At 55.0% G+C, this 16,816-nt stretch carries 18 protein-coding genes; 9 read left to right on the forward strand and 9 right to left on the reverse strand.

All coding sequences use genetic code 11. The features are described 5' to 3' along the window. Positions 1-50: 50 nt before the first annotated feature. The 3 genes from EE896_RS08070 to EE896_RS22775 all read right to left on the reverse strand — a co-directional run bounded on the left by EE896_RS08070 (position 51) and on the right by EE896_RS22775 (position 3,147). Positions 51-992: a LysR family transcriptional regulator gene (locus EE896_RS08070; protein WP_140915474.1), complete on the reverse strand. Its 942-nt coding sequence runs from the start codon at positions 990-992 to the stop codon at positions 51-53. A gap of 90 nt (positions 993-1,082) precedes the next feature. After that, positions 1,083-2,813: an arginine--tRNA ligase gene (gene argS / locus EE896_RS08075; RefSeq protein WP_033743091.1), complete on the reverse strand. Its 1,731-nt coding sequence runs from the start codon at positions 2,811-2,813 to the stop codon at positions 1,083-1,085. 211 nt (positions 2,814-3,024) lie between these two features. Next, a complete protein-coding gene (locus EE896_RS22775) occupies positions 3,025-3,147 on the reverse strand; it encodes a hypothetical protein (RefSeq protein WP_003849175.1) in 123 nt (40 codons plus the stop codon). 284 nt (positions 3,148-3,431) lie between these two features. Between EE896_RS22775 and EE896_RS08080 the strand changes: the two genes are divergently transcribed. Continuing rightward, the gene (locus EE896_RS08080) at positions 3,432-4,022 is read left to right on the forward strand and encodes a VOC family protein (RefSeq protein ID WP_050540834.1); all 591 of its coding nucleotides are present in this window, start codon (positions 3,432-3,434) and stop codon (positions 4,020-4,022) included. Here EE896_RS08080 and EE896_RS08085 read toward each other — a convergent pair. Then, positions 4,019-5,164 carry a MalY/PatB family protein gene (locus EE896_RS08085; protein ID WP_039660036.1) on the reverse strand — a complete coding sequence of 382 codons (1,146 nt, stop codon included), beginning with the start codon at positions 5,162-5,164 and terminating at the stop codon, positions 4,019-4,021. The genes EE896_RS08080 and EE896_RS08085 overlap by 4 nt on opposite strands. A gap of 85 nt (positions 5,165-5,249) precedes the next feature. On the opposite strand from EE896_RS08085, the gene cutC reads away from it, so the two are divergent. Then, a complete protein-coding gene (gene cutC / locus EE896_RS08090; protein ID WP_003849180.1) occupies positions 5,250-6,002 on the forward strand; it encodes a copper homeostasis protein CutC in 753 nt (250 codons plus the stop codon). A 290-nt stretch (positions 6,003-6,292) separates the two neighbouring features. After that, on the forward strand, positions 6,293-7,138 hold the full coding sequence (locus EE896_RS08095; protein WP_105099095.1) for a hypothetical protein: 846 nt from the start codon (positions 6,293-6,295) through the stop codon (positions 7,136-7,138). A gap of 30 nt (positions 7,139-7,168) precedes the next feature. Here the strand turns inward: EE896_RS08095 and EE896_RS08100 are convergent, their stop codons facing one another. Next, positions 7,169-8,266, reverse strand: coding sequence for a glycerol dehydrogenase (locus EE896_RS08100; protein WP_140915473.1), 1,098 nt, complete (start codon positions 8,264-8,266; stop codon positions 7,169-7,171). A 137-nt stretch (positions 8,267-8,403) separates the two neighbouring features. Here EE896_RS08100 and EE896_RS08105 point away from each other — a divergent pair, with 137 nt between their 5' ends. Beyond that, positions 8,404-9,027 carry a LysE family translocator gene (locus EE896_RS08105; RefSeq protein WP_140915484.1) on the forward strand — a complete coding sequence of 208 codons (624 nt, stop codon included), beginning with the start codon at positions 8,404-8,406 and terminating at the stop codon, positions 9,025-9,027. Between the two features lie 3 nt (positions 9,028-9,030). Here the strand turns inward: EE896_RS08105 and cmoB are convergent, their stop codons facing one another. The 4 genes from cmoB to EE896_RS08125 form a co-directional block, all read right to left on the reverse strand. Then, positions 9,031-9,999, reverse strand: a complete 969-nt coding sequence (gene cmoB, locus EE896_RS08110) for a tRNA 5-methoxyuridine(34)/uridine 5-oxyacetic acid(34) synthase CmoB (protein WP_008925363.1) — start codon at positions 9,997-9,999, stop codon at positions 9,031-9,033. Continuing rightward, positions 9,996-10,724 carry a carboxy-S-adenosyl-L-methionine synthase CmoA gene (gene cmoA, locus EE896_RS08115; protein ID WP_003849187.1) on the reverse strand — a complete coding sequence of 243 codons (729 nt, stop codon included), beginning with the start codon at positions 10,722-10,724 and terminating at the stop codon, positions 9,996-9,998. The genes cmoB and cmoA overlap by 4 nt, the downstream gene beginning before the upstream one ends. Positions 10,725-10,805: 81 nt before the next feature. Then, positions 10,806-11,201, reverse strand: coding sequence for an MAPEG family protein (locus tag EE896_RS08120; RefSeq protein WP_003849188.1), 396 nt, complete (start codon positions 11,199-11,201; stop codon positions 10,806-10,808). A 69-nt stretch (positions 11,202-11,270) separates the two neighbouring features. Then, positions 11,271-12,092, reverse strand: a complete 822-nt coding sequence (locus tag EE896_RS08125) for a DUF72 domain-containing protein (RefSeq protein WP_003849190.1) — start codon at positions 12,090-12,092, stop codon at positions 11,271-11,273. Positions 12,093-12,303: 211 nt separating this feature from the next. Between EE896_RS08125 and aspS the strand changes: the two genes are divergently transcribed. The 5 genes from aspS to ruvA all read left to right on the forward strand — a co-directional run bounded on the left by aspS (position 12,304) and on the right by ruvA (position 16,815). Next, entirely contained in the window at positions 12,304-14,082 is a 1,779-nt protein-coding gene (gene aspS / locus EE896_RS08130) for an aspartate--tRNA ligase (protein WP_003849194.1), read from the forward strand. Continuing rightward, positions 14,082-14,513, forward strand: coding sequence for a dihydroneopterin triphosphate diphosphatase (gene nudB, locus EE896_RS08135; protein WP_003849197.1), 432 nt, complete (start codon positions 14,082-14,084; stop codon positions 14,511-14,513). Before aspS ends, nudB begins: the two co-directional genes overlap by 1 nt. A 285-nt stretch (positions 14,514-14,798) precedes the next feature. Beyond that, a complete protein-coding gene (locus EE896_RS08140; RefSeq protein ID WP_140915472.1) occupies positions 14,799-15,542 on the forward strand; it encodes a YebC/PmpR family DNA-binding transcriptional regulator in 744 nt (247 codons plus the stop codon). A gap of 34 nt (positions 15,543-15,576) precedes the next feature. Beyond that, positions 15,577-16,104 (forward strand): crossover junction endodeoxyribonuclease RuvC, encoded by a 528-nt coding sequence (ruvC, locus tag EE896_RS08145; RefSeq protein WP_003849205.1) that lies wholly within the window; start codon positions 15,577-15,579, stop codon positions 16,102-16,104. A gap of 96 nt (positions 16,105-16,200) precedes the next feature. Further along, entirely contained in the window at positions 16,201-16,815 is a 615-nt protein-coding gene (gene ruvA, locus EE896_RS08150) for a Holliday junction branch migration protein RuvA (RefSeq protein WP_003849207.1), read from the forward strand. Position 16,816: the final 1 nt, after the last annotated feature.

A 16,816-nucleotide genomic window follows, 5' to 3' on the forward strand; every position in this document is an offset into this window, starting at 1 on the left:
GGAACCGCGCATCATCAGCCACAGGCAGCGCGACGTAAGAGGGCGGCGACTCAGTCCGATGAATGCGGGTGAGCGTCGTGATCAGCCGACTGTGAAAGCACGCTCAGCGCATTCAGCACTGCCGCATTTTTTTCATTGGCGCGAATGGCCGCATAAACATCAATCGTCAATTGCCGCGCCGCGCTTTCAGTCAGCGGGCGATAACAGAGTCCTGTCTGGTTAAAGGTACATTTTGACTGCGGCATCAGGGCGAATCCTTTGCCTCTGGCAATGTGCGACAGCATCAGCAGAGAATCATCCGGCTCTCTTATTCGTTTTAACGTGACGCTGAGCGTCGCAAAGTAGCGTTCGCATTTATCGTAAAACTGCGGATTGGCACTGCGCGCAAACCAGAACAGCGGCAGGTCGGCCAGCGCCTCCAGTGCGACCTTTTCTCCTGCCAGACTGGCAGGGTGCGTTGACGGCATAGCGAGCAGCAACGGTTCACGGTAAACCCAGGTGTACTGAACCAGGGTTTCCGCTTCAGGACCTTTTTCGCCAGTGAGAATTAAATCCAGGCTGTTTTTGGCCAGGCTTTGCATCAGTTGAGCGGAGGTCATGCTGGGCATCTCCATTTCATCGCTGGCATGGAAACTGGCGAGCTGCCGGTTAAGCGGTGCCATTAATTCAAAGTTGAGCGTGCGGGTCAGTCCGATACGTGGTCGCACGGCAGCAGGCTGCTTTAGGCTATTCAGCGCGGTAAGAATCGCTTCTGCTTTTGCAACCAGCGCACGGCCAGCATCGGTGAGCATCACCTCATGAGTCGTACGGCTGAACAGCGGCTGACCGAGCAGATCTTCCAGGCTTTGAACCTGACGGGTGAGCGGCGGCTGCGTCATGCTGAGACGTTCTGCGGCCCGGCGAAAATTAAGCTCGTGCGCAACAGCCAGAAAGCACTGCAATTGCTTTATGGTGGGAAGATGACTGCTGATAAGGTGCGCGGCGACAGACATAACACCATCCTGCTGCGGAAATTTGGGGGGCGTTCAGAGCGGATGACTGGGAACAGCAACGGAGAGGGAAATCCCTCTCCGTTTTACAGGTTACATGCGCTCGACGGTGTCGATACCCAGAGTATCCAGACCCTGCTTCAGCGTCTTCGCCGTCAGCGCGGCCAGCTGCAGACGGCTCAGGCGCGTTGCGTCTGATTCTGCGCTGAGAATCGGGCAGTGCTCGTAGAAGCCGGAGAACAGACCGGCCAGATCGTAGAGATAGGCACACATCACATGTGGCGTGCCGTCGCGAGCGACCTGAGTAATGACCTCTTCGAACTGTAGCAAACGCGTGGCCAGCTGTGCTTCGCGCTCTTCACTGATCACAATCTCTGCATCCAGCGAATCGGCATTAATGCCCGCTTTACGGAACACGGAAAGCACACGGGTATAGGCATACTGCATGTAAGGCGCGGTATTGCCTTCAAACGCCAGCATGTTATCCCAGTCGAAGATGTAGTCGGTGGTGCGGCTTTTTGACAGATCAGCATATTTGACAGCACTGATCCCCACCACTTCCGCCAGGGTTTTCACTTCCGCTTCGCTCATCTCCGGGTTCTTCTCACGCACCAGCGAGTAGGCACGCTGATAGGCTTCATCCAGCAGATCAGAGAGTTTAATAGTACCGCCGCTACGTGTTTTAAATGGTCGTCCATCTTTGCCCAGCATCATGCCGAATGCATGGTGCTCCAGCGGCACAGACTCCGGCACATAACCCGCTTTACGGACAATCGTCCATGCCTGCACCAGATGCTGATGCTGACGTGAATCGATGTAATAGAGTACGCGATTGGCTTTCAGCGTTTCATAACGATATTTCGCACAGGCGATGTCCGTGGTGGTGTAGAGGTAGCCACCATCCTTTTTCTGGATGATGACGCCCATCGGCTCACCCTCTTTGTTCTGGAATTCATCCAGGAACACCACGGTTGCGCCTTCGCTCTCGACCGCTAAGCCTTTCTGTTTCAGGTCGGAAACAATGCCGGGCAGCATGTCGTTATAAAGACTTTCACCCATGACATCGTTGCGCGTCAGCGTCACGTTCATGCGGTCGTAGATTTTCTGGTTCTGACTCATGGTGATGTCGACCAGCTTCTTCCACATCTGGCGGCAATATTCATCGCCACCCTGAAGTTTCACGACATAGCTGCGTGCACGCTCGGCAAACTCAGGATCTTCATCATAAGTGCGTTTTGCTTCACGGTAGAAGCCTTCGAGGTCGGCCAGCGCCATCTCTGCGTGATCTTCATTCTGCTGCTTTTCAAGGAACGCGATCAACATGCCGAACTGCGTACCCCAGTCGCCAACGTGGTTAGCGCGGATAACGTTATGGCCGAGAAACTCCAGCGTACGCACCGCCGCATCACCAATGATGGTGGAGCGGACGTGACCGACGTGCATCTCTTTTGCAACATTAGGGGCGGAATAGTCGACCACGATGGTCTGCGGCTCAGCCAGCTGCACGCCAAGACGCGGCAGGCTAAGTGCCTGACGGGCGTGTGTTGCCAGCCAGTTGTGGTCAAGGAAAATATTAATGAAACCCGGCCCGGCAATTTCAACCTTGCTGGCGATGCCGGTCAGGTCGAGGTGCTGAATCACCGCTTCCGCTAATTGTCGCGGTGCCTGTCCCAGCTTTTTCGCCACGGCCATAATGCCGTTGGCCTGATAGTCTCCAAACTGAACCCGTGCAGACTGACGAACCTGTGGTTCGCAATCGGCGGGTGCGCCGGCTAAAACCATTGCCTGACTGACTTTTGCGGAAAGAAGTGCCTGAATATTCACCGAGTTACCTTCATAAGCTGAACAACGCCCTGGACTGCTAAACCGGGCTGTCATCATCTTGCCTGAGCACATCGCGTTACGGCGGGGCAGAAACGGATGGGGCAGACAAAATGGAAAAAAATGAGGGGAAAAGTATACGTGAAATGTGGATGGGCGTCAGCAGTTGGATGAAGCGGGGAAACAGAGCTGAAGAAGATGTTTCCCGGAGGCGTTAACGACGTCGCAGATGACGACGTGGGTTCTTTACGCTTTTATCTTCAAGCACCTTCCAGTGGCGCGCAATTGCGAATCCCATCAGTGCGATCAGTACAGCGACAACGATGAGCATAGACATATAGCCATTCCTTTTGTTTGTGTTAGGTCAAATTTATAGGAAGGCAGAGAATGCTGCAATTGTTTATCAGCCAATTGAGACTTATCTTATTGTATTAAAGAAGTTGATTATAATCATACAGTTAACTCACTTTCATCAAGGAACTTATGGCCCTAAACAGGAGATAAATCCGAAATGAAAGATGTTATTATGAGGTTTTGCGTTAAATTTCAGTCCAAATAAGATGAATCTTATCATTATGTGACGTCAGGCACGCGGCGCTCCATAAACGAGACTGTTTATAAATGCTAAACAAATTGAGAGGATTTACGGTGTCAGAGCGATCTTTTCCGGCAGAATTGGACGATTTAAAGACAGATTTAAGGCGTTTTGAAAAATCGTTGCAAAGTTTTGCGCAGCAACTTGGTTTGCGCCTTAACGATCTTGAAGTGGACCATATTTCGGTGCGTTGTCATCAGGACACGACGGCGATCCGCTGGCAGCAAGGCCTGCAGCAGATGGGTACGCAGTTTTCCGCGACGATGATTAACGGACGGCAGATTTGCCTGTTTAAACTACATGATCCACTGGTTGTGGCGGGCAGAGAGATCGATGTGGTTGAGCTGCCGTGGCCGGGTGAGAAGCGTTATCGCCATGAAGGCTGGGAGCACATTGAAGTGGTGTTACGTGGCGATCATCGAACGCTGGGCATGCGCGCGATGGCATTATTGTCTGATGAGGCACTGACGCAGCCCGGTATTTCCTTTAAAACCAGCTCACCGCAGGGCGAGAATGAGCGTCTGCCTAATCCGACCCTGGCGGTGACGGACGGGCAGACAACCATCAAGTTTCATCCGTGGCGACTGGAGGAAATTGTCGCCAGTGAGCAGCACTAAATGCGGGCAGCCACGGCGCGTTTCAGTCGGGCAACCGCCTCGTCCAGTAGCGCTCGGGTACAGCCGAAATTGAGCCGGACAAACTGGTCGTTGCCGAACTCACGTCCGGCGGTTAAGCCCAGTCCGTGCTTCTCAAAATAGAGGGCAGGACTGGCCACACCCAGCGCGCTGGCATCAATCCAGGCCAGGTAGGTTGCTTCCGGCGTGGCAACTGACAGACCGGGCATTTTATTGACCTGAGATACCAGCCAGTCCCGGTTACTGCGCAGGTAAGCATTCTGTGCCTTCAGCCAGGGCTCACCTTCGCGCCAGGCTGCTGCTGCTGCGGTGATGGCCAGAATATCTACATCCGGCACAATGCCGCGTCGCACCCGGTTAAAGCGCGCGCGCAGTTCAGCATTCGGTATGATGGCGATGGACGCACCCAGACCGGCGATATTGAAACTCTTGGAGGGCGACATCAGCGTGACACTTCGCTGGGCCGCATCCTCACTTAGCGAAGCAAACGGAATGTGCTGCACGCCCGGTTCCAGTAGCAAATCGCTGTGGATCTCGTCGGAACAGACAATCAGATTGTGTTTCCGGGCGAATTCCAGCTGCGCCTGTAGTTCGTCCTGGCGATAGACCGTGCCGCCCGGATTCTGCGGGTTACACAGCATTAACAGCCGTTCTTTACCCCTAGTCTGTTCTTCGGCTGCATCCAGATCCAGCAGCCAGCGCCCCTGTTGCAACGTGACAGGCACATTGATCTGACCTCGCTCTGCCAGTTTTGCCGCCCCGCGAAACGGTGGATAGATCGGCGTGGGAGAAATCGTCAGCTCGTCCGACGCAGTGAAGGCACGCACGGCGAGATTCAGTCCACTCACCACGCCGGGTAAAACCACAATCCATTCCGGATTGACGTGCCACTGATAGCGTGAGGCGAGCCACGCAACTGCGCTGTCGAGAAACGCTACCGGCGTATCGCCATAGCCGAAAATGCCATGCCCGGCGCGGGTTTTGATCGCATCGATAACGCAGTCAGGCGATCGGAAATCGGTATCTGCCACCCACAACGGCAGAATGTCCTGGTCCGCATATTTGTTCCATTTAAGGCTATCGCTGTGACGACGGTCTATCCGTTGGTCGAAATTGAATGCCATAGTTAACTTTCCCGGTAAACTCATATCAGCAGCCAGACTAACTGATGAATCTGCCTTGAACCAGAGTCATGTAAAGGAGAAGAGAATGACCACACTGGAAATTTGCTGCTATGGCGTGGATTGCGCCGTGACCGCACAACAGGCGGGCGCCGATCGGGTTGAACTTTGTGCCGCACCGCGTGAGGGTGGTCTGACCCCATCGGCAGGGATGCTGAATGCCGCCCGGCGCGAGGTTTCAATCCCGGTTCATCCTATTGTCCGGCCACGGGGTGGTGACTTTTGTTATACCGCGCGCGAGTTTGAAGCGATGAAATCGGATGTGGCGTTGATACGCGAACTGGGTTTTCCGGGGCTGGTCATTGGGATGCTTGATGAGGATGCGCATATCCATCATGGTCAGATGCGGCAGATTATGGCGCTGTGTGACGGCCTGTCAGTGACGTTCCATCGCGCCTTCGATCTGTGCCACAGCCCTAAGCGAGCGCTGGAAGAATTAACAGATTTGGGGGTAGCGCGCATTCTGACATCCGGTCAGCAACACAGTGCTGAAAACGGAATTGCACTCCTCAGGGAACTAAATGAGGCCAGCACCGGTCCTATTATTATGGCGGGTGCCGGGGTTCGTCTCAGCAACCTGCAAAAGTTTCTCGACATGGGGATTGATGAAGTTCACAGCTCGGCAAGTCGCCTGATGGTGTCGCCGATGCGCTACCGCAAAGCGGGGGTTTCCATGTGTTCTGAAGCCGAAAGCGATGAGTTCAGCCGCTACTGTGTAGACGGCGATGTCGTTGAGGCGATGAAAAGTGTGATGCAGATGAGCACCGTTCGGGTCGCCTGAATCACAACAGATTTTGCCGCGCAGCACGCCGATTATTGACGTGGTGTTTGCAAGTACCAAACCCCAGTATTCTTGCTGGGGTTCTTTTTGTCTGAAGCCCTCTCAAGTGCAGTGACCTTATTCCGGGGTTCTCTGGCATTGTCATGATGTGAGGGGGAGATGATATCTGACGTTTGTGCCTTTTCACCTCTCTCATCATTTAAAGCACTGCAGGCCGGAATCGTCAAAGATTGGCGCTGTTTATCACCACAGCGTTTACACTGAAAGCAACGTCGCCTGGAAATTACCCTATGAAACGCAATCAGATTCTTGTTTTAAGCCTGATGCTGACTGCCTGGACTGAAAGCGCAGCGGCCAGCGCCTGCAGCCCGAATAATGCGGCCGTTGCAAACAGCAATAACCTTATTCTGCTGGGGGGAAACGCGAAAGGCGCTGTGAAGCAGGTGATTGCGGGCGAGTTTGGCAAAGATGTGAATTCGCAAAAGCGGGTACTGGGGCAGTTTGACGCCTGCGGCGATCTGACCGTCGCCGACGTCAGCTACGATAAAAGCGAACGAAATGTGATTCTCAGCATGGAGCAACATATCGCCAGAGTGCAGGGCGGCTGGGTGGCGGAATACGCCTATCTGGTCAAAGTGCTGAAAGAAGGTAAGGAAGTCGTCGTGGATAATCGACAGGGAACGATTAACTGGCAGAAAGGCCGGCATGGCACGATCACCAGCGCCTCTGATAGATTTACCAGCATGGGGAAAAGCGGCTTTACCGACATCACCTATCGCTATGATCCCCAGCTACGGCTGGAAAAGAGCGTGGCGCGCGGCAGCGATCCGCTGACCAACGGTGAATTTCACTATCACTGGAACCCAAAAGGTCTGGTCACGCGCACCACATCTGCAAGAGGCACCGACGAATACACCTATGATCCTCAATGGCGTGAAGTACGACTTAACGGCACCGAGACCACACCGCTCAGCACCATCCGGTCGGTTGATGAGTGCCAGTCATGGGATGAGGTCGGCAACTGTACACTCAGCTATCTGCATGAGACCGAGATCTTTACGCGTGGCACTATCGAGCGCCACCTCAGTTCGGCCTACAAATATGAGTACTGGAACCAGCCTGCGGCAGAAGAGTAACAGGCGATCGGGTGATCGCCCGCTCCTGACCTATTTTACTGTCTGACTAAAGGCATCCAGTGCCAGCAGAGCATTAGCGATATCTTCGGGTGACAGGTGTGGGTTAAGGTTTTTCAGCGTATCTCCCTCACTGTTTGCCAGCGCCCCCACTTTCACCAGATTCTCCCAGCTTTCATTTTCCAGATGCAGCTCCCGGAGTGTGGTTGGCATATTGATTGAGCGATAAAAGCGTATATAGCGCGCAATATCCTCATCCGTACGCTTCTCAAGCACCATCTGCGTCAGCGTGCCATAGGCAACTTTCTCGCCATGAGTCAGATGGTGGATATCGCCATCGATGGCGGTAAAACCATTATGAATCGCGTGAGCGGCTGCCAGACCACCGTTCTCAAACCCCAGTCCCGAGAGCAGCGTATTGGCCTCAACGACCGCTTCCACCGCTGGCGTTACCCGTTTTTCGGAAACGGCAACATAGGCGCTGTAACCCCATGTAAGAAGCGTTTCTTCACAGGCTCGGGCAATGGCCAGTCCGGCAAGTGTCGGATCACCCTTAACCATTGATTTCGCATGCGAACGTGCCACGGCCTGCGCTTCAACCCAGGTCGCCAGTCCATCTGCAATGCCTGATGCAAACAGCCGTGCTGGCGCACTGGCGCAGACTGCCGTGTCCACGAGCACCAAATCTGGATTTTTGCTGTAAAAGCGATAGCTCTCGAATACACCGCTGTCAGAATAGATGACCGACAGGGCGCTACAGGGCGCATCGGTGGACGCAATGGTTGGCACGATAGCCACCGGCAGTTTAAGTTCATCCGCCACCGCTTTAACCGTATCCAGCGTTTTTCCCCCGCCCAGGCCGACAATCACATTACAGTCCTGACTTTTTGCGAGCGCACTGAGTCGGGAAATCTCATTACTCGAGGCTTCGCCATTGAATTGCTGCCAGCTGAATGTCACGCCAGCGGAATGCAGGGCGTGTTGCGTCCGTTCGCCAATCAACGTCCAGACCGTGTTGTCAGCCACCAGAAAAGCCTGATCGCCCAGTTCAGTCAGATACGTTCCCAGCTCGTCCAGCACTCCTGCGCCCTGTACATATTTACGGGGTGAGGAAAAAATAAATTTACTCATAATCAAAACTCCCTGATATGAATGAATCAACCTGATCCAGTCTGGCACAATCCGGGAAGAGTGACAGTTGATGAAGGATTGCGGTCACCGGAGCTGTTAAGCTGCGTGAACACCCAGGAGATAACGGAGAAATCATGATGAGCGCAATGCTCTTTTCATTTCTGCTTGCGATAACCATTCTGACGCTCACACCCGGATTTGACACCGCACTGGTGCTGCGAACCGCTATCGCGCAGGGCTGGCAGCGCGCCTGCGCCACCGCGCTCGGCGTGACGCTGGGCTGTCTGATCTGGGGAGTGGCGGCAGGCCTGGGGCTGGGTGCGCTATTGCTGGCCTCTGAAATTGCATACAACCTGCTGAAGTGGATGGGGGCGGCCTGGCTGCTCTGGCTCGGTATCAGGCTACTGCTTAAACCGCGTCAGCAACCGCTCATCGTGGACGAACAGCCTGCCAGGTCGCAGGGTTATCTGGCCTGCTTCAGTCGGGGGTTGATGGGGAATCTGCTGAATCCAAAAGTGGGCGTGTTTTACGTCACTTTCCTGCCACAGTTTATTCCGGCCGGGGCGTCCGTGGCGCTCTGGTGTACGCTGATGGCGCTGGCACACATGCTGCTGGGGCTGATATGGAATGCTGTGTTAATCGGCGGCAGTCACTATTTTGCGAGTCATCTGCAAAAACCGCGGGTATTAAGGGTGATGGATCGCCTGACCGGCTGCGTGTTTATTGGATTTGCGGCGAAACTGGCGTTGTCTCGCCGCTGAGATTTAAGGTTTGGTGGCGACCAGCACGGCGCGCAGCGGAGCCGGATAGCCCTCAACCGTTTTGCTCGGATCATCGGGATCGAGGAATTCCGCCAGCGACTCGCTGGTCATCCAGTCTGTCCGACGTTGTTCTTCGGTGGTGGTCAGGGCGAAATCGACAATCCGTACATCGACAAAGCCGCTTTTCTCCAGCCAGCTTTTCAGCGCCTCGGCGGAGGGGATAAAGAAGACGTTGCGCATCTGCGCATAGCGCTCACCGGGCACCAGCACCTGATTCAGATCGCCCTCAATGACCAGCGTCTCCAGCACCAGTTCACCGCCGCTCACCAGCTGATTTTTCAGCTGTAACAGGTGATCCAGCGGGGAACGGCGATGGTAGAGCACACCCATCGAAAACACGGTATCAAACGCCTGTAACGCCGGTAACTGTTCAATACCCAGCGGCAGCATGTGCGCCCGGCGATCATCGTTCAGCAGCTTACGCACGGCTTCAAACTGCACCAGGAAGAGCTGCATCGGATCAATGCCGACCACCAGATGCGCACCCGCACCAATCATCCGCCACATGTGATAACCGCTGCCACAGCCAACATCCAGCACCGTCCGGCCCGCCAGCGAGGATATATGCGGCAGGACACGCTCCCATTTCCAGTCAGAACGCCACTCAGTGTTGATATGGGTGCCATAGAGGAAATAGGGCCCTTTGCGCCATGGCATCAGGTTACGCAGTAATTTCTCAATACCCTGACGATGACGATCGCTGATGTCATCGCGGTCGGCGGTGACACTATGCAGCAGATCGAGCTTTTGCGGCTCCAGCAGCGGCAGATACTCCAGCGATTTGTACCAGTCACGGAAGTGGCCATGCAGGTTTTCACGCTGCCACTCGCTGATTTGCGCCGGTAAAACTTCCAGCCACTTCGCCAGTGGACCTACGGCAATTTGCTGATAAAAACGGCCAAAGTCGATCATTTCAACGCCACCAGAGATCCAAAATTAAAGCACTGGAACCAGAGTTCGGCGTGCGAGAAACCGGCCTGTTTCAGGCGGGCTTTATGGGCTTCGACGCTGTCAGTCAGCATCACATTTTCCAGCATGCTACGTTTCTGGCTGATTTCCAGTTCGCTGTAGCCGTTGGCGCGCTTGAAGTCATGGTGCATGTTGAACAACAGTTCACCGACTTCGGCATCTTCAAAACTGAATTTCTCCGACAGCACCAGCGCGCCACCGGGTTTAAGTCCCTGCCAGATTTTTTCCAGCAGAGCCAGACGTGCGGGTGGCTCCAGAAACTGCAGCGTAAAGTTAAGCACCACCAGCGAGGCGTTTTCTATGTCAATATCACGGATATCCGCTTCCAGCACCGTCACCGGCGTATCAGCGCGAAACGCATCCAGATGACGACGGCAACGCTCCACCATCGCCGGGGAGTTATCCACTGCGATGATCTGGCAACCCGGGACATGAATATTGCGGCGCACCGAGAGGGTGGCGGCGCCCAGCGAGCAGCCCAGGTCATAAACCGTGCTGTCGGGCGTAACAAAACGTTCTGCCAGCATGCCAATCATCGAAATGATGTTGGAGTAGCCCGGCACCGAGCGCTGAATCATGTCTGGAAAGACTTCAGCTACGCGCTCGTCAAAAGTCCAGTCGCCCAGTTTTGCAATGGGCGCTGAGAAGAGTTGATCGCGGTCAGACATATCGAAAATCCGAAGAGACGACGGAAAGGGCGCTATTCTCGCAGAAAGTGGGGCGGCCTGCACCCCTTAACCCAGGGCGACTTAATGGAGTGTCAGCACCAGTTCCCACGGCAGATAAATAAGATTAAAAATGACCATGCCGCACAGGGAAAACAGCGTCAGCAGCATGCCATATTTACGGCCAGCCATGGCGCTGCTGCGTAAACCCCAGGCATGGAGTAACCGGCTGATGAAAAAGAGCAGGCCAGTGAGATGCACCATCCAGATATCGGCGCCATTCATCTCCATCATCACCAGCAGCAACAGCGCCAGCGGGATAGTTTCGATGGCATTGCCGTGAATGCGAATCGCCATTTTCAGGTCGTGATAGCCGCCATCGCCATACGCCACGCGATAGAAACGGCGGTAACGCACCACGTCCATTGTAAATTTCATTACCAGCAATGCACCCAGTACGACGTATAACGCGCTAATCATTGTCACTCCGGTATCCATCCGTAAAGTGGCTATTCTATCCAGCGTACAGCACGCTGTCCTGTGCAGTGATCAAAACAGTGATGTCTGTTGCGGCCAGTCGGGTCCATTGCCAATAGCCGGATCGATCTGCTGCAGCTGCGGCCATAGCGCCTGCACCAGCGGAAACACCTGACCCATATCGGGCGTATGCAGAAACAACATGGCGTCGCCCTGTTGCTGCCATTGCGAGAGCTTGTCACGCCAGATCTGAAACAGCGGCACGGTCTCTTCCACACTGTCGCTGCCGATAAAACGGACCATTGGCTGCGAGCCGGTTCGTAAGGCATGAGGCGGCACTTTAGGCTTCTGAGCACGGGCCACCAGCGCTGCCGGGCTTTGCGAGGTGGAGGCGTGAACCGGGCGGCTGTCCAGCATGACGCGATTGATGCCGCGCTCAAGCAATCCGCGATTCAGCGCCCGCTCTGCGTCACCTTTGGCAAAGAAAGCGGGATGGCGGACTTCGACGCCGTAGTGAAAACGACGCGGCAAACTATCCAGAAAGCGCCACAGATCGGCGATCTGCGCCGGAGAGAAGCTGGCAGGCAGCTGCAGCCAGTACTGACCGATGCGATCGGCCAGCGGCTCCATCAGGCGCAGGAAATCGGTCAGCAGGTCGTCACTGTGCTGTAGCGCCGCCTGATGGCTGATGGTGTTGGGAAACTTAAAGCAGAAGCGAAACGCATCATGCGTCATATCGCGCCAGCGCATCACCGTTTCGGTATCAGGCAGCGCATAAAGCGTGGTGTTTCCCTCTACACAATGGAAGTATCGGGCATAGTCCGCCAGGCTCGTGATACCCCAGCGTTTCCAGTGTGAATGCCCCCACTGGGGCAGGCCAATACGAAGTGTCACGCGCGCTCCTGGCGATGGGTTAAGATGCCCCATTATCTTCTATGTTCGGTCAGGTGGGCAAATGCACACAGGAAATCGGTGCTTTGGCGTGGATCTGCTTATCCTGCCTGGCTTTTTCCATTATAATGACCGCCATTTTTGCGACAGCATCGCAACAGGTAACGCGGCCGGATGCTGTCAGCTGCAGCGGCGAAGTTAAAAGGATAGTGTTATGCGTACAGAATATTGCGGACAGCTCAATCTGTCTCATGTAGGTCAGCAAGTCACGCTTTGCGGCTGGGTAAACCGCCGTCGCGATCTCGGCAGTTTGATTTTTATCGACATGCGCGACCGTGAAGGCATCGTGCAGGTGTTTTTCGATCCCGATCGTCAGGACGCATTTAAGCTGGCTTCTGAACTGCGTAACGAATTCTGCATCCAGATCACCGGCACCGTGCGTGCGCGTGATGAGAAGAATAAAAACAGCGACATGGCGACCGGCGAAGTCGAAGTGTTTGCCCAGGCGCTGACCATCATCAACCGCTCTGAGCCACTGCCGCTGGACTCTAATCAGACCAACAGCGAAGAAGCGCGCCTGAAATACCGCTATCTGGATCTGCGTCGTCCTGAGATGGTGACGCGTCTGAAAACCCGCGCAAAAATCACCAGCTTTGTCCGTCGCTTTATGGATGACGAAGGGTTCCTGGATATCGAAACCCCGATGCTGACCAAAGCGACGCCAGAAGGCGCGCGTGACTATCTGGTGCCTAGCCGGGTTCACAAAGGCAAGTTCTACGCGCTGCCGCAGTCACCGCAGCTGTTCAAACAGCTGCTGATGATGTCGGGTTTTGACCGCTACTATCAGATCGTTAAATGCTTCCGTGATGAAGATTTACGCGCCGATCGTCAGCCCGAATTTACCCAGATCGACGTTGAAACCTCCTTTATGACCGCGCCGCAGGTGCGTGAAATCATGGAGCGTTTAATCCGCAATCTGTGGCAGGACGTGCAGGGCGTTGATCTCGGCGAGTTCCCGCAGATGACCTTTGCGGAAGCGATGCATCGTTACGGTTCTGATAAGCCGGATCTGCGTAACCCGATGGAGCTGGTGGACGTGGGTGACCTGCTGAAAAATGTGGAGTTCCAGGTCTTCTCTGGCCCGGCTAACGACGAAAAAGGCCGTGTTGCGGCACTGCGTGTGCCAACCGGTGCGCAGCTGAGCCGTAAGCAGATTGATGAATATGGCAAGTTCGTAGAAATTTACGGCGCGAAAGGCCTGGCGTGGATGAAAGTCAACGTCCGCGCGGACGGCCTGGAGGGCGTGCAGAGTCCGGTTGCCAAGTTCCTGAATGCAGAGATCGTCGAAAGCATTCTGAGCCGCACCGGCGCGCAGGATGGCGACATCATCTTCTTTGGTGCCGATCGCGCCAAAGTGGTTGCGGATGCACTGGGTGCGTTGCGCCTGAAAGTGGGTCGCGAGCTGAACATCACCGATGAAAAAGCCTGGGCACCGCTGTGGGTGATCGACTTCCCGATGTTCGAAGAGGACGAGGAAGGCGGTCTGGCTGCGATGCACCACCCGTTCACTGCGCCGAAAGAGATGAGCGCAGAAGAGCTGGCTGCGGATCCAACCCGTGCCGTGGCGAATGCCTACGACATGGTGATCAACGGTTATGAAGTGGGCGGCGGTTCAGTGCGTATCCACAACGGCAAAATGCAGCAGACGGTGTTCAGCATTCTGGGTATTGAAGAGCACGAGCAGCGCGAGAAGTTTGGCTTCCTGCTGGATGCGCTTAAATTCGGTACACCACCGCATGCGGGCCTGGCGTTTGGTCTGGATCGCCTGACCATGCTGCTGACCGGCACCGACAACATTCGTGACGTTATTGCGTTCCCGAAAACCACGGCGGCAGCCTGCATGATGACCGAAGCGCCAAGCGAAGCGAACCCGGCTTCTCTGCTGGAACTGGGCATTCAGGTCATTAAAAAAGAAAAGCCTGAGATTAAATAATGGGCTATAAACACCCGGTTTCAGTGCTGGTGGTTATTTCGGCGCGCGATACTGGCCGGGTGTTGATGCTGCAGCGGCGTGACGATCCCTCATTCTGGCAGTCGGTTACCGGCAGCCTGGAAACGGGGGAGTCACCACTGGCGACCGCGTGTCGTGAAGTGAATGAGGAGGTCGGCATTGACGTGCTGACTGAGCAGCTGGAGGTGGAGGATTGTCATCGTCAAATCGACTTTGAAATCTTTCCCCATTTCCGCCATCGCTATGCGCCTGATGTCACCCATAATCACGAGCACTGGTTTCGCCTGCAACTGCCGGAAGAGCGCGATGTGACGCTCACGGAGCATCTGGCGTTTCGCTGGCTGGCACCTGCTGACGCTGCAGCATTAACCCGATCATGGAGTAACCGCCAGGCAATTGAAGAATTTATCTGAATGCTCGCCATCGCCCGGGATTCCGGCGGCGGATAGATTAAATTTTATGAATCTGGTGAGTTTTAACAGGACTTCACCAATATATTGAACAGCCAGGCATCATCTACGCTGCGACGTTGTTTACCACCCGCGTGAAGTCATCAGCATACTGTTGTACGTGATGATCATGCGCGATGCTCGCCCAAAGCGGGTACACGGGTTTTTAAAAACGGTGTAAGCACCGACGGTAAACAGGCTCGCAGCCAGGATAGCCTGCACCCTGTAAAAGATCGGAGAAACGTTAAAATGGCAGGACACAGTAAGTGGGCAAACACCAAACACCGTAAGGCGGCGCAGGATGCTAAGCGCGGCAAAATCTTCACCAAAATCATTCGTGAACTGGTGACAGCGGCCAAGCTGGGCGGTGGTGATTCGGGCTCAAACCCGCGTCTGCGTGCCGCGATGGATAAAGCGCTGGCGAACAACATGACCCGCGACACCATGGATCGCGCTATCGCGCGCGGTGTGGGCGGCGATGACAACGCCAACATGGAAACCATCATTTATGAAGGTTATGGTCCAGGCGGTTCAGCCATCATGATTGAATGCCTCAGTGACAACCGTAACCGTACCGTGGGTGAAGTGCGTCACGCCTTTACCAAAACCGGTGGCAACCTGGGTACTGACGGATCCGTGGCTTACCTGTTCAACAAGAAAGGCGTGATCTCTTTTGCGCCAGGTCAGGATGAAGATGCGGTAATGGAAGCGGCCCTGGAAGCGGGCGGCGAAGACGTTGTCACCTATGACGACGGCGCGATTGATGTTTTCACCGCATGGGAAGAGATGGGCACGGTGCGTGATGCACTGGAAGCACTTGGTCTGAAAGCGGATACCGCAGAAGTGGCGATGATCCCGACGACCAAAGCCGAAATGGATGCGGAAACCGCACCAAAACTGCTGCGTCTGATCGACATGCTGGAAGATTGCGACGATGTGCAGGAGGTTTATCACAACGGTGAGATCTCCGACGAGGTGGCGGAAACGCTGTAATGGCGTCTGTCGCCCTGTTAACCGGAGAGGCGTAATGTCGATTATCCTGGGAATTGATCCCGGCTCACGCATCACCGGTTATGGTGTTATTCGTCAGACTGGCCGCCAGCTCACCTATCTGGGCAGCGGCTGTATCCGCACCAATACCACCGAGTTGCCCGCCCGTCTGAAGCTGATTTATGCGGGCGTCTGCGAAATCATCACGCAGTTTTCACCCGATTTCTTCGCCATTGAACAGGTGTTTATGGCGAAGAATGCCGACTCGGCGCTGAAGCTCGGCCAGGCGCGCGGTGCCGCCATTGTTGCCGCGGTTAACCACGATCTGCCGGTGTTTGAGTATGCCGCCCGTCAGGTGAAACAGACCGTGGTTGGCATCGGCAGCGCCGAGAAAAGTCAGGTGCAGCACATGGTGCGAACCCTGCTGAAGCTGCCCGCAAACCCGCAGGCGGATGCCGCCGATGCACTGGCGATAGCCATCACTCATTGTCACGTGGCCCAAAACGCGGCGCGCATGAGTGACAGCAAGCTGGTGCTGACGCGCGGACGATTGCGCTCAGGTTAGCGCTTATCGCTCAGGTCTCACTCTCAGGCTGGATATTCATCCAGCCTTTTTTATGTTATAAAATCCGCCACATTCTTTAGTTAAGGAAGCATTCAGGTGATAGGTCGTTTACGGGGCAATATTCTGGAAAAGCAGCCGCCACTGGTGCTGCTTGAGGCACACGGCGTCGGCTATGAAATTTACATGCCCATGACCTGTTTTTATGAGTTGCCTGAACTTCAGCACGAAGCGGTGATTTTTACCCATTTTGTGGTGCGTGAAGATGCGCAGTTGCTGTTTGGTTTTAACAGCAAGCAGGAGCGCGCGCTGTTTCGCGAACTGATTAAAGTGAATGGCGTCGGGCCCAAGCTGGCGCTGGCGATCCTCTCCGGCATGTCGGCGCAGCAGTTTGTGACTGCCGTCGAGAAAGAAGAGATCGCATCACTCGTTAAACTGCCCGGTGTGGGCAAGAAGACGGCTGAGCGACTGGTGGTCGAGATGAAGGACCGCTTCAAAGGGATGCACGGCGACCTGTTTGGCGGCGATTCTGCGTTTACGCTCACCACGCCGAGCGCCGAGCCGGAAACCAATGATGCGGAATCCGAAGCGGTTGCAGCGCTGGTTTCACTGGGTTATAAACCGCAGGAAGCGAGCCGTATGATCAGTAAAGTCGGTCGACCGGATGCGGATTGCGAAACCCTGATCCGCGAAGCGCTACGCGCCGCCATTTGAG

Origin of the sequence: Pantoea eucalypti, from assembly GCF_009646115.1 — a bacterium.
In the GTDB taxonomy this organism is placed as follows: domain Bacteria; phylum Pseudomonadota; class Gammaproteobacteria; order Enterobacterales; family Enterobacteriaceae; genus Pantoea; species Pantoea eucalypti.